At 64.7% G+C, this 15,557-nt stretch carries 10 protein-coding genes; 6 read left to right on the top strand and 4 right to left on the bottom strand.

Annotation, left to right across the window (positions count from 1 at the left end; translation table 11 throughout):
- Positions 1-13: 13 nt before the first annotated feature.
- From glgX to ACWPN7_RS15660, 4 genes are all read right to left on the bottom strand, one after another.
- The gene (glgX, locus tag ACWPN7_RS15675; protein WP_459196868.1) at positions 14-2,158 is read right to left on the bottom strand and encodes a glycogen debranching protein GlgX; all 2,145 of its coding nucleotides are present in this window, start codon (positions 2,156-2,158) and stop codon (positions 14-16) included.
- Positions 2,143-4,668, bottom strand: coding sequence for a glycogen/starch/alpha-glucan phosphorylase (locus ACWPN7_RS15670; RefSeq protein ID WP_459196869.1), 2,526 nt, complete (start codon positions 4,666-4,668; stop codon positions 2,143-2,145). The genes glgX and ACWPN7_RS15670 overlap by 16 nt, the downstream gene beginning before the upstream one ends.
- An 84-nt stretch (positions 4,669-4,752) precedes the next feature.
- Positions 4,753-7,173 (bottom strand): phosphoketolase family protein, encoded by a 2,421-nt coding sequence (locus ACWPN7_RS15665; protein ID WP_459196870.1) that lies wholly within the window; start codon positions 7,171-7,173, stop codon positions 4,753-4,755.
- Between the two features lie 226 nt (positions 7,174-7,399).
- The gene (locus ACWPN7_RS15660; RefSeq protein WP_456524815.1) at positions 7,400-8,194 is read right to left on the bottom strand and encodes a cyclic nucleotide-binding domain-containing protein; all 795 of its coding nucleotides are present in this window, start codon (positions 8,192-8,194) and stop codon (positions 7,400-7,402) included.
- 208 nt (positions 8,195-8,402) lie between these two features.
- Here ACWPN7_RS15660 and ACWPN7_RS15655 point away from each other — a divergent pair, with 208 nt between their 5' ends.
- The 6 genes from ACWPN7_RS15655 (at position 8,403) to ACWPN7_RS15630 (ending at position 15,499) form a co-directional block, all read left to right on the top strand.
- Positions 8,403-8,711: a hypothetical protein gene (locus tag ACWPN7_RS15655; protein ID WP_145704168.1), complete on the top strand. Its 309-nt coding sequence runs from the start codon at positions 8,403-8,405 to the stop codon at positions 8,709-8,711.
- Positions 8,712-9,160: 449 nt separating this feature from the next.
- Positions 9,161-10,651 (top strand): arginine-ornithine antiporter, encoded by a 1,491-nt coding sequence (arcD, locus tag ACWPN7_RS15650; protein ID WP_459196871.1) that lies wholly within the window; start codon positions 9,161-9,163, stop codon positions 10,649-10,651.
- A 71-nt stretch (positions 10,652-10,722) separates the two neighbouring features.
- Positions 10,723-11,952: an arginine deiminase gene (locus ACWPN7_RS15645; protein ID WP_459196872.1), complete on the top strand. Its 1,230-nt coding sequence runs from the start codon at positions 10,723-10,725 to the stop codon at positions 11,950-11,952.
- Positions 11,953-11,999: 47 nt separating this feature from the next.
- Entirely contained in the window at positions 12,000-13,004 is a 1,005-nt protein-coding gene (locus ACWPN7_RS15640; protein ID WP_459196873.1) for an ornithine carbamoyltransferase, read from the top strand.
- Positions 13,005-13,008: 4 nt separating this feature from the next.
- Positions 13,009-13,962, top strand: a complete 954-nt coding sequence (gene arcC / locus ACWPN7_RS15635; RefSeq protein ID WP_038529466.1) for a carbamate kinase — start codon at positions 13,009-13,011, stop codon at positions 13,960-13,962.
- A gap of 43 nt (positions 13,963-14,005) precedes the next feature.
- Positions 14,006-15,499 carry a Na+/H+ antiporter NhaC family protein gene (locus ACWPN7_RS15630; protein WP_200474730.1) on the top strand — a complete coding sequence of 498 codons (1,494 nt, stop codon included), beginning with the start codon at positions 14,006-14,008 and terminating at the stop codon, positions 15,497-15,499.
- The last annotated feature ends 58 nt before the right edge of the window (positions 15,500-15,557 follow it).

Here is a 15,557-nt window from a genome sequence, read left to right as displayed (position 1 = left end):
CGCTTGGCACGGGTCATGACAGTTGGGTCGGTTCGCCAGCGTCATGGATCAGTACGACGACGGACCGCGCTTCCACCAGATAGGACAACTCACTCAGCGTCGGCGCCAAGCTCCACTCGACGATGTCACATGGGGGGTCGAGCGAGGTGTCGATCCATTGGCGCCATGGCCCAACACGGCCGTCATTTGCTGGCGGAAGTTCAAAGCGAAGCGGTTTCCAGTAGGAGTTCAGAATCAGGTAAATGCGAAGCCGGCCCTGCTCCACCTTCGCTTCGACGGCGATGCTGTGGGAATCGCGGCTCCAATCCGGTTGCTCGGGAGTCACGCCGTGCCAGGTTATCTTCGCCTTCCGGAGCAGTTGCCGCAAAGGCACACGCTCGTACATCCTGTCCCGCAGGCTTCGGCGTGTGTTGAGCACAGTCACGAACCGGTGCACGTCCGTGTGCGTCTCGACCAGCGTCCAATCAAACCAGCTGGTCTCGTTGTCCTGGCAGTAGGCGTTGTTGTTGCCGGACTGGGTGCGCCGGGCCTCGTCGCCCATCGTGATCATCGGGATGCCGAGCGATAGCATCGTCACGGTCAGGAAATTCTTTACCTGACGGTTTCTCAACCGCTCGATTGCCGGATCGTCGGTCGGGCCTTCGACGCCGCAGTTCCAACTGCGGTTGTCGTCCGCGCCATCGCGGTTGCCCTCCCCGTTCGCCTCGTTGTGCTTGCGGTCGTAGGACACCACGTCGTTGAGCGTAAAACCGTCATGGCAGGTCACGAAGTTGACGCTTTGTTCAGCCTCCCGCTCCTCATGCCCGTAGATCTCCGGGCTGCCCAGGATGCGGTCCGCGATCTGGGTCACCGATCCCGGTTCACCGCGAAAAAACGCACGCACGTCGTCACGGAACCGTCCGTTCCATTCCTTCCAGCTGTCGCCGACGAAACTGCCGACCTGATAAAGGCCCGCCGCATCCCAAGCCTCGGCGATCAGCTTCGTACCGGCAAGCGCCGGTTCCGTTTCGATGTCCCACAGGATCGGCGCGTTCGGGATCGGATGTCCCGATGTGTCGCGGGACAGAACCGAGGCCAGATCGAAGCGGAAGCCGTCCACATGCATCGTCTCGACCCAGTATCGAAGGCTGTCCACGATCATGCGCCGGACGACAGGGTGATTGGCGTTCAAGGTGTTCCCGGTGCCCGTGTAGTTGGCGTAGCGGGATCGGTCGTCCTCGAGAAGATAGTAGGTGGGATTGTCCAACCCTCGGAAACACAGGGTCGGCCCGTTGTGGTCGCCTTCCGCCGTGTGGTTGAAAACGACGTCGAGGATGACCTCGATGCCGCCGCGGTGCAGCGCCTTGACCATGTCGCGGAACTCGTACAGCGGACCGAGCGGATCGGAACGCGAACTGTACGCCGCATGCGGCGCAAAGAACGAGACCGGCGCGTATCCCCAGTAGTTGACCTTTCCCGGCGGGCAATCCTGCGCATCGAACTGGAACACCGGCAGCAGTTCCACCGCGGTGACGCCCAATTTCTGCAGGTACGGAATCTTCTCGATCAGCCCGGCAAACGTGCCGCGGGCCTTCCCGCCGACGCCGGAACTGGGATGGCGTGTGAATCCGCGCACATGCATCTCATACACGATGGTCTGCGCGGACGACCGGCGCAACGGTGCGTCGCCTTCCCAATCGTAGGACCCCGGATCCACAACCACGCTTTTCATGGCGCCGCCGCAATCGTCACCGGGTTTGCGGATGTCGTCGCGGCTGTAGCGGTCCGGAACGACCACCGCGCGGCCATAGGGATCAAGGAGAAGCTTGTCCCGATCGAAGCGCAGGCCGTTGGCGGGGTCCCATGGCCCCTCGGCGCGATACCCATAGATTTGGCCGGCCGTCACGCCGGGAAGAAACACGTGCCAGTAATGATAGGTGCGATGGGTGGAGGGATCGAGGCGGATCACGCGCGCAGGCTCCGCATCCTCGGCGCGGTCGAAAAGCAGCAGCTCGATTCCGGTCGCGTGCTTCGAAAACACGCTGAAGTTCGTCCCCTGGCCGGTGGGGATCGCTCCCAGCGGTGCCGCGGCTCCCCGATCGGGAGGACTGGGTGTGCCAGACCGCCCCGCATCCTCGTCAACCTGGACCGCCGATCCGGCCCTCACGGCACCGCGCACGGCTTCGCATCCCATATCTCGGCGGCGTATTCGGCGATGGTGCGATCGCTGGAAAACCGGCCAGAGTTGGCGATGTTCATGATGACCTTGCGCGTCCAGTCCTGCGGGGCCGCGTAGGACGCCAGCAACCGCCGGTCCGCCTCCAGATAAGCCGTGAGATCGGCGAGATGCATGAATCGGTCCCCGCCCCTCAGCAGCGCGTCGCGCAGAGGTTCGAAGATGCCCGGTTCGTTGCGGTTGAAATGGTCGGAAAAGACCAGATCCAGCGCGGCGCGGGTTTCCGGTTCGTTGTGGTGATGCCAGAATGGGCTGTACCAGCCGGCGCTGCTGGCCACCTGATCCGCCGTCAACCCGAACAGGAAGAAGTTTTCCTCGCCGGCGGCTTGCGCCATCTCGATCGTCGCGCCATCGCGCGTGCCGATCGTCAATGCGCCGTTCATCATGAACTTCATGTTGCTGGTGCCGCTCGCCTCATAGCCCGCCGTCGAGATCTGGTTGGACACGTCGGAGGCGGGAATCAGCTTCTCGGCCAGGGACACGCCGTACTCGGGCAGGAACACCACCCTGAGACGGCCGCGCACCACCGGGTCGTCATCGATGGCGGCCGCGAGGTTGTTGAGGAATTTGATGATCACCTTGGCGAGACGGTAGGCGGGAGCCGCCTTTCCCGCGAAGAAGAAGGTCCGCGGCGCCATGTCGAGGTCGGGATTCTGCCGCATCCGGTTGTAGAGCACGACGATCCGCAACGCGTTCAGAAGCTGCCGCTTGTATTCGTGGATGCGTTTGATCTGGCAGTCGAAGATCGTGTCGGGATCGACGGCGATGCCGTTGGTCGATGCAAGCCACGCCACGAAGCGGTGCTTCATGGCGCGCTTTGCCTCCCGCACGGCGTCCTGGAAAGCCCCGTCGTCGGCAAGCGGCGTCAGCTTGGCCAATTGGGACAGGTCGGTGATCCAGCCGTCTCCAATGGCGTCGGTGATGCAGCGGGAGAGGGCGGGGTTGGCCAGCCGAAGCCAACGCCGGGGCGTCACGCCGTTGGTCTTGTTGCTGAAGCGCTCGGGATACAGTTCGGCCAGATCCTTGACCGTCACGGTGCGCAGCAGATCGGAATGGATCGCAGCGACCCCGTTGGTGCTGTGCGATCCGACGATGGCGAGGTTGGCCATCCGGATCTTCCGCGGATCGCCCTCCTCGATCAGGCTCACACGCTCGATACGGCCCTCATCGCCGGGAAAGCGGGTCCGCACTTCGTCAAGAAGCCGGCGGTTGATCTCCAGGATGATCTCCAGGTGGCGCGGCAGCAGAAGCTCGAACCAGGGCAGCGGCCATTTTTCGAGCGCCTCGGGCAGCAGGGTGTGATTCGTGTAGGCGAGTGTGCGCCGCGTGAGATCCCACGCCTCCTCCCAGCCGAGCCCCGCGTCGTCGAGCAGGATCCGCATCAGTTCGGACACCGTCAGGCTCGGGTGGGTGTCGTTGAGCTGGACGGCGACCTTGTCGGGGAGCGCCCGCCAATCGGTCGGGCTGCCGACCGGATTGGTCCGGCGGAAGCGCCGCACGAGATCCGCCAGGGAACAGGCGACCAGAAAATACTCCTGCACGAAGCGCAGGCCCTGACCCATGCTCGTCGAATCGTCGGGGTACAGGACCCGTGTGAGGGACTCCGCCGAGAGCCGTTCGGCGAGCGCACTGACGAAGTCGCCGGCGCTGAACGCCTGGAAGTCCAGCGCGTGCGGTGCCGCCGCCGCCCAAAGCCGCAACGTGTTGATCGTTCGGCCGCCGTATCCGATGACGGGGCGGTCATACGGAATGCCGAGCAGGCTGGACGGCCGGCCGGGCACGGCGGCGAACGTCCCGTTGCGCACCTCGAACGAGCAGCCGAGCCTGATCTCCACGGACTCCTGCGGCCGGGCGACCTCCCAGGGATCGGGCCGGCGCAGCCAGTTGTCGGGCTGTTCCTGCTGCCAGCCATCCCGCAGGCTCTGCCGGAAAATGCCGTATTCGTAGCGGAGCCCATATCCCATGGCCGGGATCTGCATCGTGGCCATGGAGTCGATGAAGCAGGCCGCCAACCGGCCGAGCCCCCCGTTCCCCAGCCCGGCGTCGGGCTCCTCGTCGAGCAGGGCAAGCCAGTCGATCCCCTTCTCGTCGGCGACCCGCGCCACGACCGGATCGAGAAGGAGGTTCATGACGTTGTTGGCCAGGGAGCGTCCGATGAGGAACTCCAGGGAAAGGTAATAGACGCGTTTTGGGTTCTCGCGTTCGTAGGTCTGCTCGGTGCGAAGCCACCGCTGTGACAGCACGTCGCGCACGGAGCGGGCGACCGCCTCGTAGCGTTCGCGGGGACCGACCGATGTGGGATCGACCACATGGTCGAACATCAGGTGCCGCTCGTAGAGCGCGTCGTGCGTTCCGGTGAAGTGGATCGGGCCGCACCCGTATCGCTGGAGCAGATCCGTCGATCCGGAGACGTTCGACGCCGTTGCGTCGGCCATGGTCATGTCGCTGCTCATGGCGTTTCCTCCTCGCCCGGTCGCAGCCGCCGCGCCGTCCGACGGATGGCCCGACCATCGTCTTATGGTTCAAACACTTATGGTTCAGACATTGTCGGCCTCGGTCGAGGCGGCTTTTCCAACCACTCCCGTCTGGCCCGCGCCCGTCTGGTCCCATATCCATCCCGCGATCTCGGGCATGTCGTCGCCATACCGCCGGATGTGTTCCTTGTGCGCGATGAGCTTGTCGCGCATGGCCTGCTTGACGTAGGCGGCGCTCGCGCCGAGCGCCGGAACCCGGTCGATCACGTCGCCCACGAGGTGGAACCGGTCGAGATCGTTCAGCACGCACATGTCGAAGGGCGTGCTGGTGGTGCCTTCCTCCTTGTAGCCACGCACATGCAGGTTCCCGTGGCCCGCCCGCCGGTACGTCAGCCGGTGAATGAGCCAGGGATAGCCGTGGAAGGCGAAGATGATCGGTTTGTCGGTGGTGAACAGCGCATCGAAGTCGCGATCCGGAAGCCCGTGCGGATGCTCCCCCGGGGGCTGCAAGGTCATGAGGTCGACGACGTTGATGACGCGGACCTTCAGGTCCGGGGCGTAATGGCGCAGGAGATCGACCGCCGCCAGGGTCTCCAGCGTCGGCACGTCGCCGCAGCAGGCCATCACCACATCGGGTTCGCCGCCGCGGTCGTTGCTGGCCCATTCCCAGATCCCCAGGCCGGCCGTGCAATGCCTGATGGCTTCATCCATCGTCAACCACTGCGGGGCCGGTTGCTTCCCGGCGACGACGACGTTGACGCAGTTCCGGCTGCGCAGGCAATGGTCCGTGACCGACAGCAGGCAATTGGCATCGGGTGGCAGATAGACCCGGACGACGTCGGCCTTCTTGTTCACCACATGGTCGATGAAGCCGGGGTCCTGGTGGCTGAAGCCGTTGTGGTCCTGGCGCCAGACATGGCTGGACAGCAGGTAGTTCAGCGAGGCGACGGGACGCCGCCAGGGAATGGTCCGGCAGACCTTCAGCCACTTGGCGTGCTGGTTGAACATCGAATCGACGATGTGGATGAAAGCTTCGTAGCAGGAGAAGAATCCATGTCGGCCCGTCAGCAGATAGCCTTCGAGCCACCCCTGGCATTGGTGTTCGCTGAGCATCTCCATGACCCGGCCGTCCGGGGCGAGATGGTCGTCCCACGGGACGGTGTCGGCAACCCATGTCCGGTCCGTGACCTGGAGCACGTCCTGCCAGCGGTTGGAGTTGTTCTCATCGGGACTGAAGAGCCGGAAGTTCCGCGCGTCGAGGTTCAGCTTCATCACATCGCGGAGAAACTGCCCCATCACGCGGGTGGCTTCTGCGACGGCCACGCCGGGAGCCTCCACCGGGACGGCGTAGTCGCGGAAATCCGGAAGACGCAGATCGCGCAGGAGCGTGCCGCCGTTGGCGTGCGGGTTGGCGCTCATACGGCGAACGCCGCGGGGTGCCAGGTCGGCGACGTCGGGGCGGAGGCGGCCCTCCTCGTCGAAAAGCTCATCGGGTCGGTAGCTTTTCATCCACTCTTCGAGAACACGCACATGGTCCGGGTTCTCATGCATTTCCCCCATCGGAACCTGATGCGAACGCCAGAAATCCTCGGCCCGCTTGCCGTCGATCTCCTTCGGGCATGTCCATCCCTTCGGTGTGCGGAGCACGATCAGGGGCCAGCGGGGACGCTGCGTGACCCCGTTTCGGCGCGCGTCGTCCTTGATCCGCCGGATGTCGGCGATGGCCGTGTCCAGAGTGGAGGCCATGCGTTCATGCATGTCGTCCGGTTCGTGGCCTTCCACGAAATAGGGGATGTATCCATACCCGCGGAACAGCTGCTCCAGCTCCTCGTGGCTGATCCGGGAGAGAATGGTGGGGTTGGCGATCTTGTAGCCGTTGAGGTGCAGGATCGGCAGAACGGCGCCATCGCTGAGCGGGTTGAGGAATTTGTTGGAATGCCAGCTCGTTGCCAGGGGTCCGGTTTCCGCCTCCCCGTCGCCGACGATGCAGGCGACGATCAGGTCGGGGTTGTCGAAGGCGGCTCCGTACGCGTGGGACACGGCGTATCCGAGTTCGCCGCCTTCATGAATCGAGCCGGGCGTCTCCGGCGCCACGTGGCTGGGAATCCCGCCGGGAAAGGAGAATTGCGTGAAGAGGCGCTTGATGCCCTCCTGGTCCGGCGAAATGTTCGGGTAGACTTCGCTGTATGTTCCCTCAAGATAGGCATTCGCGACCATGGCCGGTCCGCCATGCCCGGGACCGGCAATACAGATCATGTTCAGATCCAATTGCCGGATCATCCGGTTCAGATGGACATAGATGAAATTCAAGCCGGGCGTGGTTCCCCAATGCCCCAGCAACCTCGGCTTTATGTGTTCGAGGGTAAGGGGAACTTTGAGCAATGGATTGTCATAAAGATAAATCTGCCCAACGGACAAGTAGTTGGCTGCCCGCCAGTATGCGTCGATGAGAGCCTTTTCCTTGACTGACAGCGCTTCGGCCATGCCCGCCTCCCGCAGCCCTGGTGATGTGACGCGGTCCTCTGCGATGCCACGCCCGACCTCTCGGCGTTGGATCGGGTCGGTGTGCGGCATCCATCATTCCACCAAGCGTGGCAGCGGTCAGAGTGCCAGTGCCCGCCCATTCCGTCTTGGTCTCATCGGTGTATGACCTGGGTCCGGCATCCGCTTCGCGGGATGCGAAAAAGCGCTTTTGTTCGGCAGCGCCCCTTCAGCCGATGGAAACGATGAACTCGAAGGCCGATCCCCAGCCGCCCGCAACGACGCGGTTCTCACCGTGGTTCAGAAGGGCGGTGTCCCTCATGAAATCATGCCCGATCGGCTGCCCGTTGACGACCGTCCCAAGCGTGCTGCCAAGATCGGACACGAGCAGCCGGCCCTGGCTGCGGCTGATCATGAAGTGATCGCGCGACAGGCGAAAAGGCGGCTGGTCGTCGATGGACAGATCGGGTGACCGTGGGGGCGATGCCTCGCCGTTGATCGGGAGCCGACCGACCACGAAGGGCAGTTGCCCAACCTGGATTGCGCTTGGACCGATCCGGCTGCGCAGGGAGTCCGACCCGGCGGTCAATAGAATGCGTTCGTTGTCGTTGGGAAGTGCCTCCGACGACGGCGCGCCGTTCTCCGCCAGTTCCGCCTCGCGCGTCGAGAGCAGCAGGTCGCCGGCAATCTTGTCCTCGATCGTCCGCAGGCGGATGCTGAGACGCTGGATCAACCCACGCGCCAGGGATGCGTCCCGGCTCACCCGGTCCAGGAACTCCTGCGGGGTGAGAACTTCCGCGGCGCCATCGCTGACGGCCCGGGCGGTGGCACTCCGGCTGCGGCCTTCAATGACGCCCATCTCGCCCAGCCACTCGCCGCCCCGCACATGCCCGATCAGGATGGCGTTGTCTCCATTCTCGCGCAGGACTTCGATTTCCCCATGCCTGATCCAAAAAACGCAGTCGCTCGCGTCCCCCCGCCGGAACAGCAAATCGCCTGATTTGAACTGAATGGATTGGGCCATATCCGGAAGTTCTCCGCTGTTTGGCCGTGCGTCGCAATGGCACGACAGACGGGAATTCTGTACGATGAAAGCAGAAGTGAAACCCACCGAGAAAATGGACGCACACGACGGAGCCCCGCTTCTCCTTTCTTTTGGTGCATCGTTCCATCGTACGGCAAGATGGCTGTGAGTGTCCGGCCATCGATCTTTCCATCGGCTCAACATAGTCATGATCTCGCACTCCGCCGTTTCCGGCGAGCAGCTGGGTGTCCCATTGCTCCGACTTGAGCCTACCGAGGTCGCACTGATCCGGGCGACGACCGGCATTGTGGTCGGCGACGAGGCCATCGCGGAATGGTGGCTGCACTTTGGCCATCCGACCGCCGGCACGCTCAGGCGTCTCGGGTGTACGTCCGGCACCGGTGCGACAAACGGGCGACGTGCGCCGACACGCAAGCTGCTCAAGACGTACGATGTCGAGCCCGTCCAGGTCATCACCGAAACGCTGCGGTCCTATGGGGCGGCTTCCTGCCGGTGAGGCTGATTCATCGCAGTTTGATGGCCAAAGAAGAAGAAAATCACACGGCCTTAAGCGAAGCCAAGCAGCCAAGCCGTTTCGCAGATGCAAATTCGCAACTGCGAAATAAACGCATTCAGGAATAATCTTTTTGTCTAATTCAATAAAAGTCATTGGTCGGGATACCGTAACACCAGATAATTTTCAGAGCGGCAGAAGCCCTTTCCATATCGCCAGGATCCTATAAAACGCCGCAGGCGATGCAAAGGCGATGCGGAAACCGTATCGAACTTATGTAACGGCTCGCCGAGCGGTCAAGCTTGGGACTTCCGTTCCTGGTCGCCATTCCTTCAACGACATTCAACGAATGTGACCAGTGGACGCTGGAGCGGAAGATGCCCCACCTCATCGGCCCGCCTCATTGGAGGGAATCCTGACGGCAGGGAGACGAGGATAGCGGAGAGACGGCGATGACGACGGCTGACGTGAACGATCTCGTGTCGGTGAAAAACGCTGGCGTGGCGCAGACCCAGAAGTCGGACAAGCTGACCTTGCTCCCACTCGTTGCGCTCGTTGTCGGCTCGATGATCGGCGGCGGCGTTTTCAATCTTCCGTCGGACATGTCCAAGGGTGCGTCGCCCGGCGCCATCCTGATCGGCTGGATGATCACCGGCATCGGCATGATGATGCTCGCCTTCGTGTACCAAAACCTGGCCGTGCGCAAACCGAACCTGAACGCAGGCCCCTATGCCTATGCCAAGGCCGGCTTCGGACCGTTCGTCGGCTTCAACAGCGCCTGGGGTTATTGGCTGAGCGCCTTTCTTGGAAACGTGGCCTACGCGGTGGCCATCTTCTCGGCCCTGTCCCACTTCTTCCCCATCTTCGGCGACGGCAACAACCTGCCGTCCATCGTCGGCGCGTCGCTGTGCCTGTGGCTGATCCACGCGCTCGTGCTCAGCGGCATCAAACAGGCGGCCTTCGTGAACGTCGTCACCTCGATCGCCAAGCTGGTGCCGCTGTTCCTGTTCGTCCTGGTGGCCATCGTCGGCTTCCATTGGGATCTCTTCACGGTGGATTTCTGGGGAACCGGCGCCGGTTCCGGCACGGGCGGCCTCGGCTCGGTCATGGAGCAGGTGAAGAGCACCATGCTGGTGACTCTGTGGGTGTTCATCGGCATCGAAGGCGCCAGCGTCTATTCCGCCCGCGCGGCCCGCCGCTCCGACGTCGGGCGGGCGACCGTGATCGGCTTCGTCGGCGCGCTGGGAATCTACGTGCTGGTCTCGCTGCTGGCGACGGGCGTCCTGCGGCAACCCGAACTCGCCGACCTCAAGGTGCCGTCGATGGCGGGCGTGTTCGAATCCCTCGTCGGCCCGTGGGGCGCAGCCCTCATCAACATCGGCTTGGTGATCTCGGTCGGCGGCGCCTTCCTCTCCTGGACGCTGCTGTGCGCGGAGATCCCCTACACCTGCGGCCGCGACGGGACTTTCCCGAAATGGTTCGCCGCGGAGAACGCCAACGGGTCGCCCGTGAACGCGCTGTGGGCAACCAATCTCCTGATCCAGCTCTTCCTCGCGCTCAGCTTCTTTTCGCGCAGCGCGTACCAGTTCTTCTACTTCATCGCCTCGGTCGCGATCCTTCCCCCCTACGTCCTGTCCGGTGCCTACGCGTTGAAACTGGCCCTGACCGGCGAGGGCTACGGTGCCGAATCGCGGACGAAGGGCATCCTGGTCGGTGCCTTGGCGACGGCCTACGGCCTCTGGCTCGTCTACGCGGCCGGCCTTCAGTACCTGCTGATGTGCGCGGTCCTCTTCGCCCCGGGAATCCTCGTCTATGTCCGGGCCCGACGCGAGCACGGGGAGCGCACTTTTACCAGCGTGGAGATGGCCATCGCGGCGGCCATCGCCGTCCTCGCCGTGCTCGCCGCTTGGCTCATGTGGACCGGCAGGATCAGCCCGCTGTGATGGCCGCCGCGCCGTCATACGACAACAAGGCCCGCACGGAATAGCGGGCCATCGAAGCAGGGAGTTGCGTCATGTCTGAAGTCGGCGTGCATTCGGAAGTCGGCAAGCTGCGGACCGTCCTGGTTTGCCGGCCGTCTCTGGCGCACCAGCGCCTCACCCCCGGCAACTGCCACGACCTTCTGTTCGATGACGTCATCTGGGTGCACGAGGCGCAGAAGGACCACCACGACCTCGTGCTGAAGATGGAGGAGCGCGGGGTCGAGGTGCTGGACCTGCACGACCTGCTGGCGCAAACGCTCGACGATCCTCAGGCGCGCAGGTTCGTGCTCGACCGCCGCGTCACCGCCAACACCGTCGGGGTCGCCGCCGTGGAGGTCATGCGCCCCTGGCTGGACGAGATGCCGTCCAGGGAACTCGCCATCCATCTCATCGGCGGCATCGCCATATCGGACCTGCCGGACAACACCGTGAGCGTGCTGTTGAACGAGGCGTTCGGCGGCACCGATTTCGTGCTGCCGCCGATCCCCAACACGCTGTTCCAGCGGGACCCGTCCTGCTGGATCTACAACGGCGTGACCTGCAACCCGATGTTCTGGCCCGCCCGCAAGCCGGAGACGCTGCTGCAGCGGGCGGTCTACAAGTTCCACCCCCGCTTCCGGGACGGCGGCTTCACGATCTGGTGGGGCGATTCCGACGAGGACTTCACCGGCGCCTCCCTGGAGGGCGGCGACGTGATGCCGATCGGCAAGGGCGTCGTCCTCATCGGCATGGGGGAGCGCACCAACCGCCAGGCGGTCGGTCAGGTGACCCGCGCGCTGTTCCGCAACAACGCGGCGTCCCGGGTGATCGCCTGCCTGATGCCGAAAAGCCGCGCGGCGATGCATCTGGACACGGTGTTCTCGTTCTGCGACCGCGATCTGGTGACGGTCTTCCGCGAGGTCGTCGACCAGATCCGCTGTTACAGCGCCTATCCCCTGGACGACGAGGGGCGCTTCGAGGTGCGGCCCGAGGCGAGGCCGCTGCTGGAGGTCGTGGCCGACGCGCTGGGCTATTCCAGGCTCCGCGTCGTCGGCACCGGCGGAAACGCCTACGAGGCGGAGCGCGAGCAATGGGACGACGGCAACAACGTCGTCGCCCTCGAACCCGGCGTGGTCGTGGCCTATGACCGCAACACCTACACCAACACGCTGCTGCGCAAGGCCGGCGTCGAGGTCATCACCGTCCGCGGGGCCGAACTCGGCCGCGGACGGGGCGGCGGCCACTGCATGACCTGCCCGATCTGGCGGGAGCCCGCCCACTGACGACCCGCCGCGGACAGCGAACCCGGAGGGAACCCCAGGAGGAAAAGATGAGCTTCAATCTGCGCAACCGGTCGCTGCTCACCGTCCAGGATTACACGCCGCGGGAGTTCCGCTATGTGCTCGACCTCGCGCGCGACCTCAAGCGTGCGAAGTACGCCAGGACCGAGCAGCAGCACCTGCGCGGCAAGGAGATCTGTCTGATCTTCGAAAAGACGTCGACGCGGACCCGCTGCGCCTTCGAGGTCGCCTGCCACGACCAGGGCGCCAACGTCACCTACCTCGATCCCGCGGGCTCGCAGATCGGCCATAAGGAATCCTTCAAGGACACCGCGCGCGTCCTCGGCCGGATGTACGATGCCATCGAGTACCGCGGCGCCGCACAGGGCGGCGTGGAGCAGCTGGCGAAGTACGCGGGTGTGCCGGTCTACAACGGCCTCACCGACGAGTACCACCCGACCCAGATGCTCGCCGACGTCATGACGATGCGCGAGCACAGCGACAAGCCGATCACCGACATCACGTACACCTATGTCGGCGACACCCGGTCCAACATGGGCCATTCGCTGATGATCGTCGGCTGCCTGATGGGCATGGACGTACGCATCTGCGGGCCGCAGAGCCTGTGGCCGTCGGAGGAGTACACCGCCATCGCCCACAAGCTCGCGGCTGCCTCGGGCGCACGGCTGACCATCACCAGCGACACCGCCGAAGCGGTGGCCGGGGTCGATTTCATCCACACCGACGTCTGGGTTTCGATGGGCGAGCCCAAGGACGTGTGGCGGGAGCGGATCGCGCTGCTGAAGCCCTATCAGGTCAACCCGGAGCTGATGGCGGCAAGCGGCAACCCGCAGGTCAAGTTCATGCACTGCCTGCCGGCCTTCCACGACAGCGAGACGACGCTCGGCCGGCAGATCGCCGAGGATTACGGGATGCCCAACGGGCTCGAGGTGACCAACGAGGTCTTCGAATCGGAAGCGAACATCGCCTTCGAACAGGCGGAGAACCGCATGCACACGATCAAGGCGCTTCTCGTCGCCACTCTGGGGGAATGATGCCATGCGCGTCGTCGTCGCTTTGGGGGGCAACGCTCTGTTGAAACGCGGCGAGCCGATGACCGCCGACGTGCAGCGCCGCAACATCCGCATCGCCGCTGAGGCCATGGCCCCGGTCGCCCGGGAGCATCAGCTCGTGATCAGCCACGGGAACGGGCCGCAGGTCGGGCTTCTGGCGCTCCAGGGCGCCGCCTACCGGCCGGACGAGGCCTATCCGCTGGACGTCCTGGGGGCCGAGACCGAGGGCATGATCGGCTACATGATCGAGCAGGAGCTGGGCAACCTGCTGCCGTTCGAGGTGCCCTTCGCCACGCTGCTGACCATGGTGGAGGTCGACGGCGACGACCCGGCCTTCGGCGATCCGACCAAGTTCGTCGGGCCGGTCTACGGAGCCGCCGAGGCCGAGCGCATCGCGGCCGAGAAGGGGTGGGTGTTCAAGCCGGACGGCGCGTCCTGGCGGCGGGTCGTGCCGTCGCCGGCCCCCAAGCGCATCTTCGAGATCCGGCCGATCCGCTGGCTGCTGGATCAGGGAACCATCGTGATCTGCGCCGGCGGCGGCGGGATACCCACCATGTACCAGCCGGCCATGCACCAGCCGGGTAAGGAACGTACGCTGGTCGGCGTTGAGGCGGTGATCGACAAGGACCTCTGCTCGGAGCTGCTGGCGCGCGAGCTGGGTGCCGACCTCCTCATCATGGCGACCGACGCCGAGGCCGTGTTCCTCGGCTGGGGAACGCCGGACGCGCGGGCCATCCACCGCGCGAGCCCCGACGCGATGGGCAGGTACAGCTTCCCGGCCGGGTCCATGGGGCCGAAGGTGGACGCCGCCTGCCGGTTCGCGACGGCGACGGGGCGAACCGCGGCGATCGGGGCGCTCGCCGACATTCCGGCAATCGTGCGCGGCGAGAAGGGCACGCTGATCGACAACGCCTTCACGACGACGAGTTGGCACGGGTAGGCGGCCTGATTGGGGCGGCGATCCGGAAAAGGGGGCTGCGGCCATGGCGAACCACGTTTCGATGCCGGCTGAGGAAAAGCGGGAGGCGCGCCGGCCCACGCTGCTCGACGCCTTGCTTCCGATGATCGCCCTCATCGCCCTGCTAGCGTTGTCCTACCTCCTGTTCGGCAAGGACGCCTCCGCTGGGCCGAACCAGGTGGCGCTGCTGTTTTCCGGGATCATCGCGGCGGGGATCGCCTACAAGAACGGGATGCCCTGGGACGGGGTGCGCCAAGCCGTGGTCGACGGCATCGCCACCGGGCTCGCGGCCATCATGATCCTGCTGGCGGTGGGCGCGCTGATCGGCACCTGGGCGCTCAGCGGCACCATCGTGGCGATGGTCTATTACGGCCTCCAGATCCTCAGTCCCCACTATTTCTACGCGACGACCGCAATCATCTGCGCCCTGGTCGGCTTCAGCATCGGAAGCTCCTGGACCGTGGCGGGCACCATCGGCATCGGCCTGATGGGGGTGGCGGCCAGCATGAACCTGTCGCCGGAAATCACGGCCGGCGCGGTGATCTCCGGCGCCTATTTCGGCGACAAGGCCTCCCCGCTGTCCGACACCGCCAATCTGGCGACCGCGGTGACGGGGTCCGGGATTTACGAGCACATCCGGGAATCGCTGTTTACCTCGGTTCCGGCCCTGCTCGTCGCCATCCTTCTGTTCGGGATGCTGGGGGCGCCAGGCGATTTCGACGCGACCGCCATGATGTCCGGCATCGAAAGCCACTTCACGGTGTCGCTCTGGGCCTTCACGCCGTTGCTGCTGGTCCTCGGCCTGTCGATCGCCCGGTTTCCGCCCTTCATCACGATCTTCTTCGGCGCTCTGGCGGGCGGGCTTCTGGCGGTCGTCCTGGAGCCGGCACGCGTCGTCGCCTTCGCCGCCGCACCGGAAATGCCGGCCGCTGTCGCCATGCTGAAGGGGGTGTGGATGGCGCTCGCCAACGGTTACGTCGCGCACAGCGGCAACGAGTCCCTCGACGTCATCCTGACGCGGGGCGGCATGTCCAGCATGATGAACACGGTGTGGCTGATCATCACCGCGCTGTCGTTCGGCGCGACGGTGGAGCACGCCGGGCTCCTCAATCGCCTGATCGACCCGGTGATCCATCGGATGAGGTCCGTCGGCGGGCTCGTGGCGACCGTGGTCGCCACCTGCATCGGCGCCAACATCGTCACCTCGGACCAGTATATTTCGATCGCCCTGCCGGGCCGGTTGTTCAAGGCGGAATTCGCGAAGAGGGGCCTTGCTCCCGTGCTGCTGTCGCGCGTGGTCGGCGATTCGGCGACGGTCACCTCACCGCTGATCCCCTGGAACAGTTGCGGGGCCTATATGGCGGCGGCGCTCGGCGTGTCGGCGACCGGCTTCGCCATGTATTGCTTCTTCAACATTCTCAATCCCTTGGTGACGATTCTCTTCGCTGTCTCCGGTCTGCGGGTGTGGAGAACGACCATCGACGCGCCTCCGGGCAACGCACCGCCGCTGCAAGGCTGACGAACCCTGCACATGGCGTCGACCGCTGCCCAGCGCGGATGGGAGCAGTTCCGTCATT

Source organism: Azospirillum sp. UENF 312511, from assembly GCF_058780635.1.
Note: the sequence above shows the minus strand (reverse complement) of the source record. Positions and strands in the feature narration are given on the sequence as shown.

Coding starts and splice junctions, on each gene's coding strand:
- arcD (WP_459196871.1), top strand. CDS start 9,161: ATGACGACGGCTGACGTGAACGATCTCGTGTCGGTGAAAAACGCTGGC.
- ACWPN7_RS15645 (WP_459196872.1), top strand. CDS start 10,723: ATGTCTGAAGTCGGCGTGCATTCGGAAGTCGGCAAGCTGCGGACCGTC.
- arcC (WP_038529466.1), top strand. CDS start 13,009: ATGCGCGTCGTCGTCGCTTTGGGGGGCAACGCTCTGTTGAAACGCGGC.
- ACWPN7_RS15655 (WP_145704168.1), top strand. CDS start 8,403: ATGATCTCGCACTCCGCCGTTTCCGGCGAGCAGCTGGGTGTCCCATTG.
- ACWPN7_RS15630 (WP_200474730.1), top strand. CDS start 14,006: ATGGCGAACCACGTTTCGATGCCGGCTGAGGAAAAGCGGGAGGCGCGC.
- ACWPN7_RS15640 (WP_459196873.1), top strand. CDS start 12,000: ATGAGCTTCAATCTGCGCAACCGGTCGCTGCTCACCGTCCAGGATTAC.
- ACWPN7_RS15665 (WP_459196870.1), bottom strand. CDS start 7,173: ATGGCCGAAGCGCTGTCAGTCAAGGAAAAGGCTCTCATCGACGCATAC.
- ACWPN7_RS15660 (WP_456524815.1), bottom strand. CDS start 8,194: ATGGCCCAATCCATTCAGTTCAAATCAGGCGATTTGCTGTTCCGGCGG.
- ACWPN7_RS15670 (WP_459196869.1), bottom strand. CDS start 4,668: ATGAGCAGCGACATGACCATGGCCGACGCAACGGCGTCGAACGTCTCC.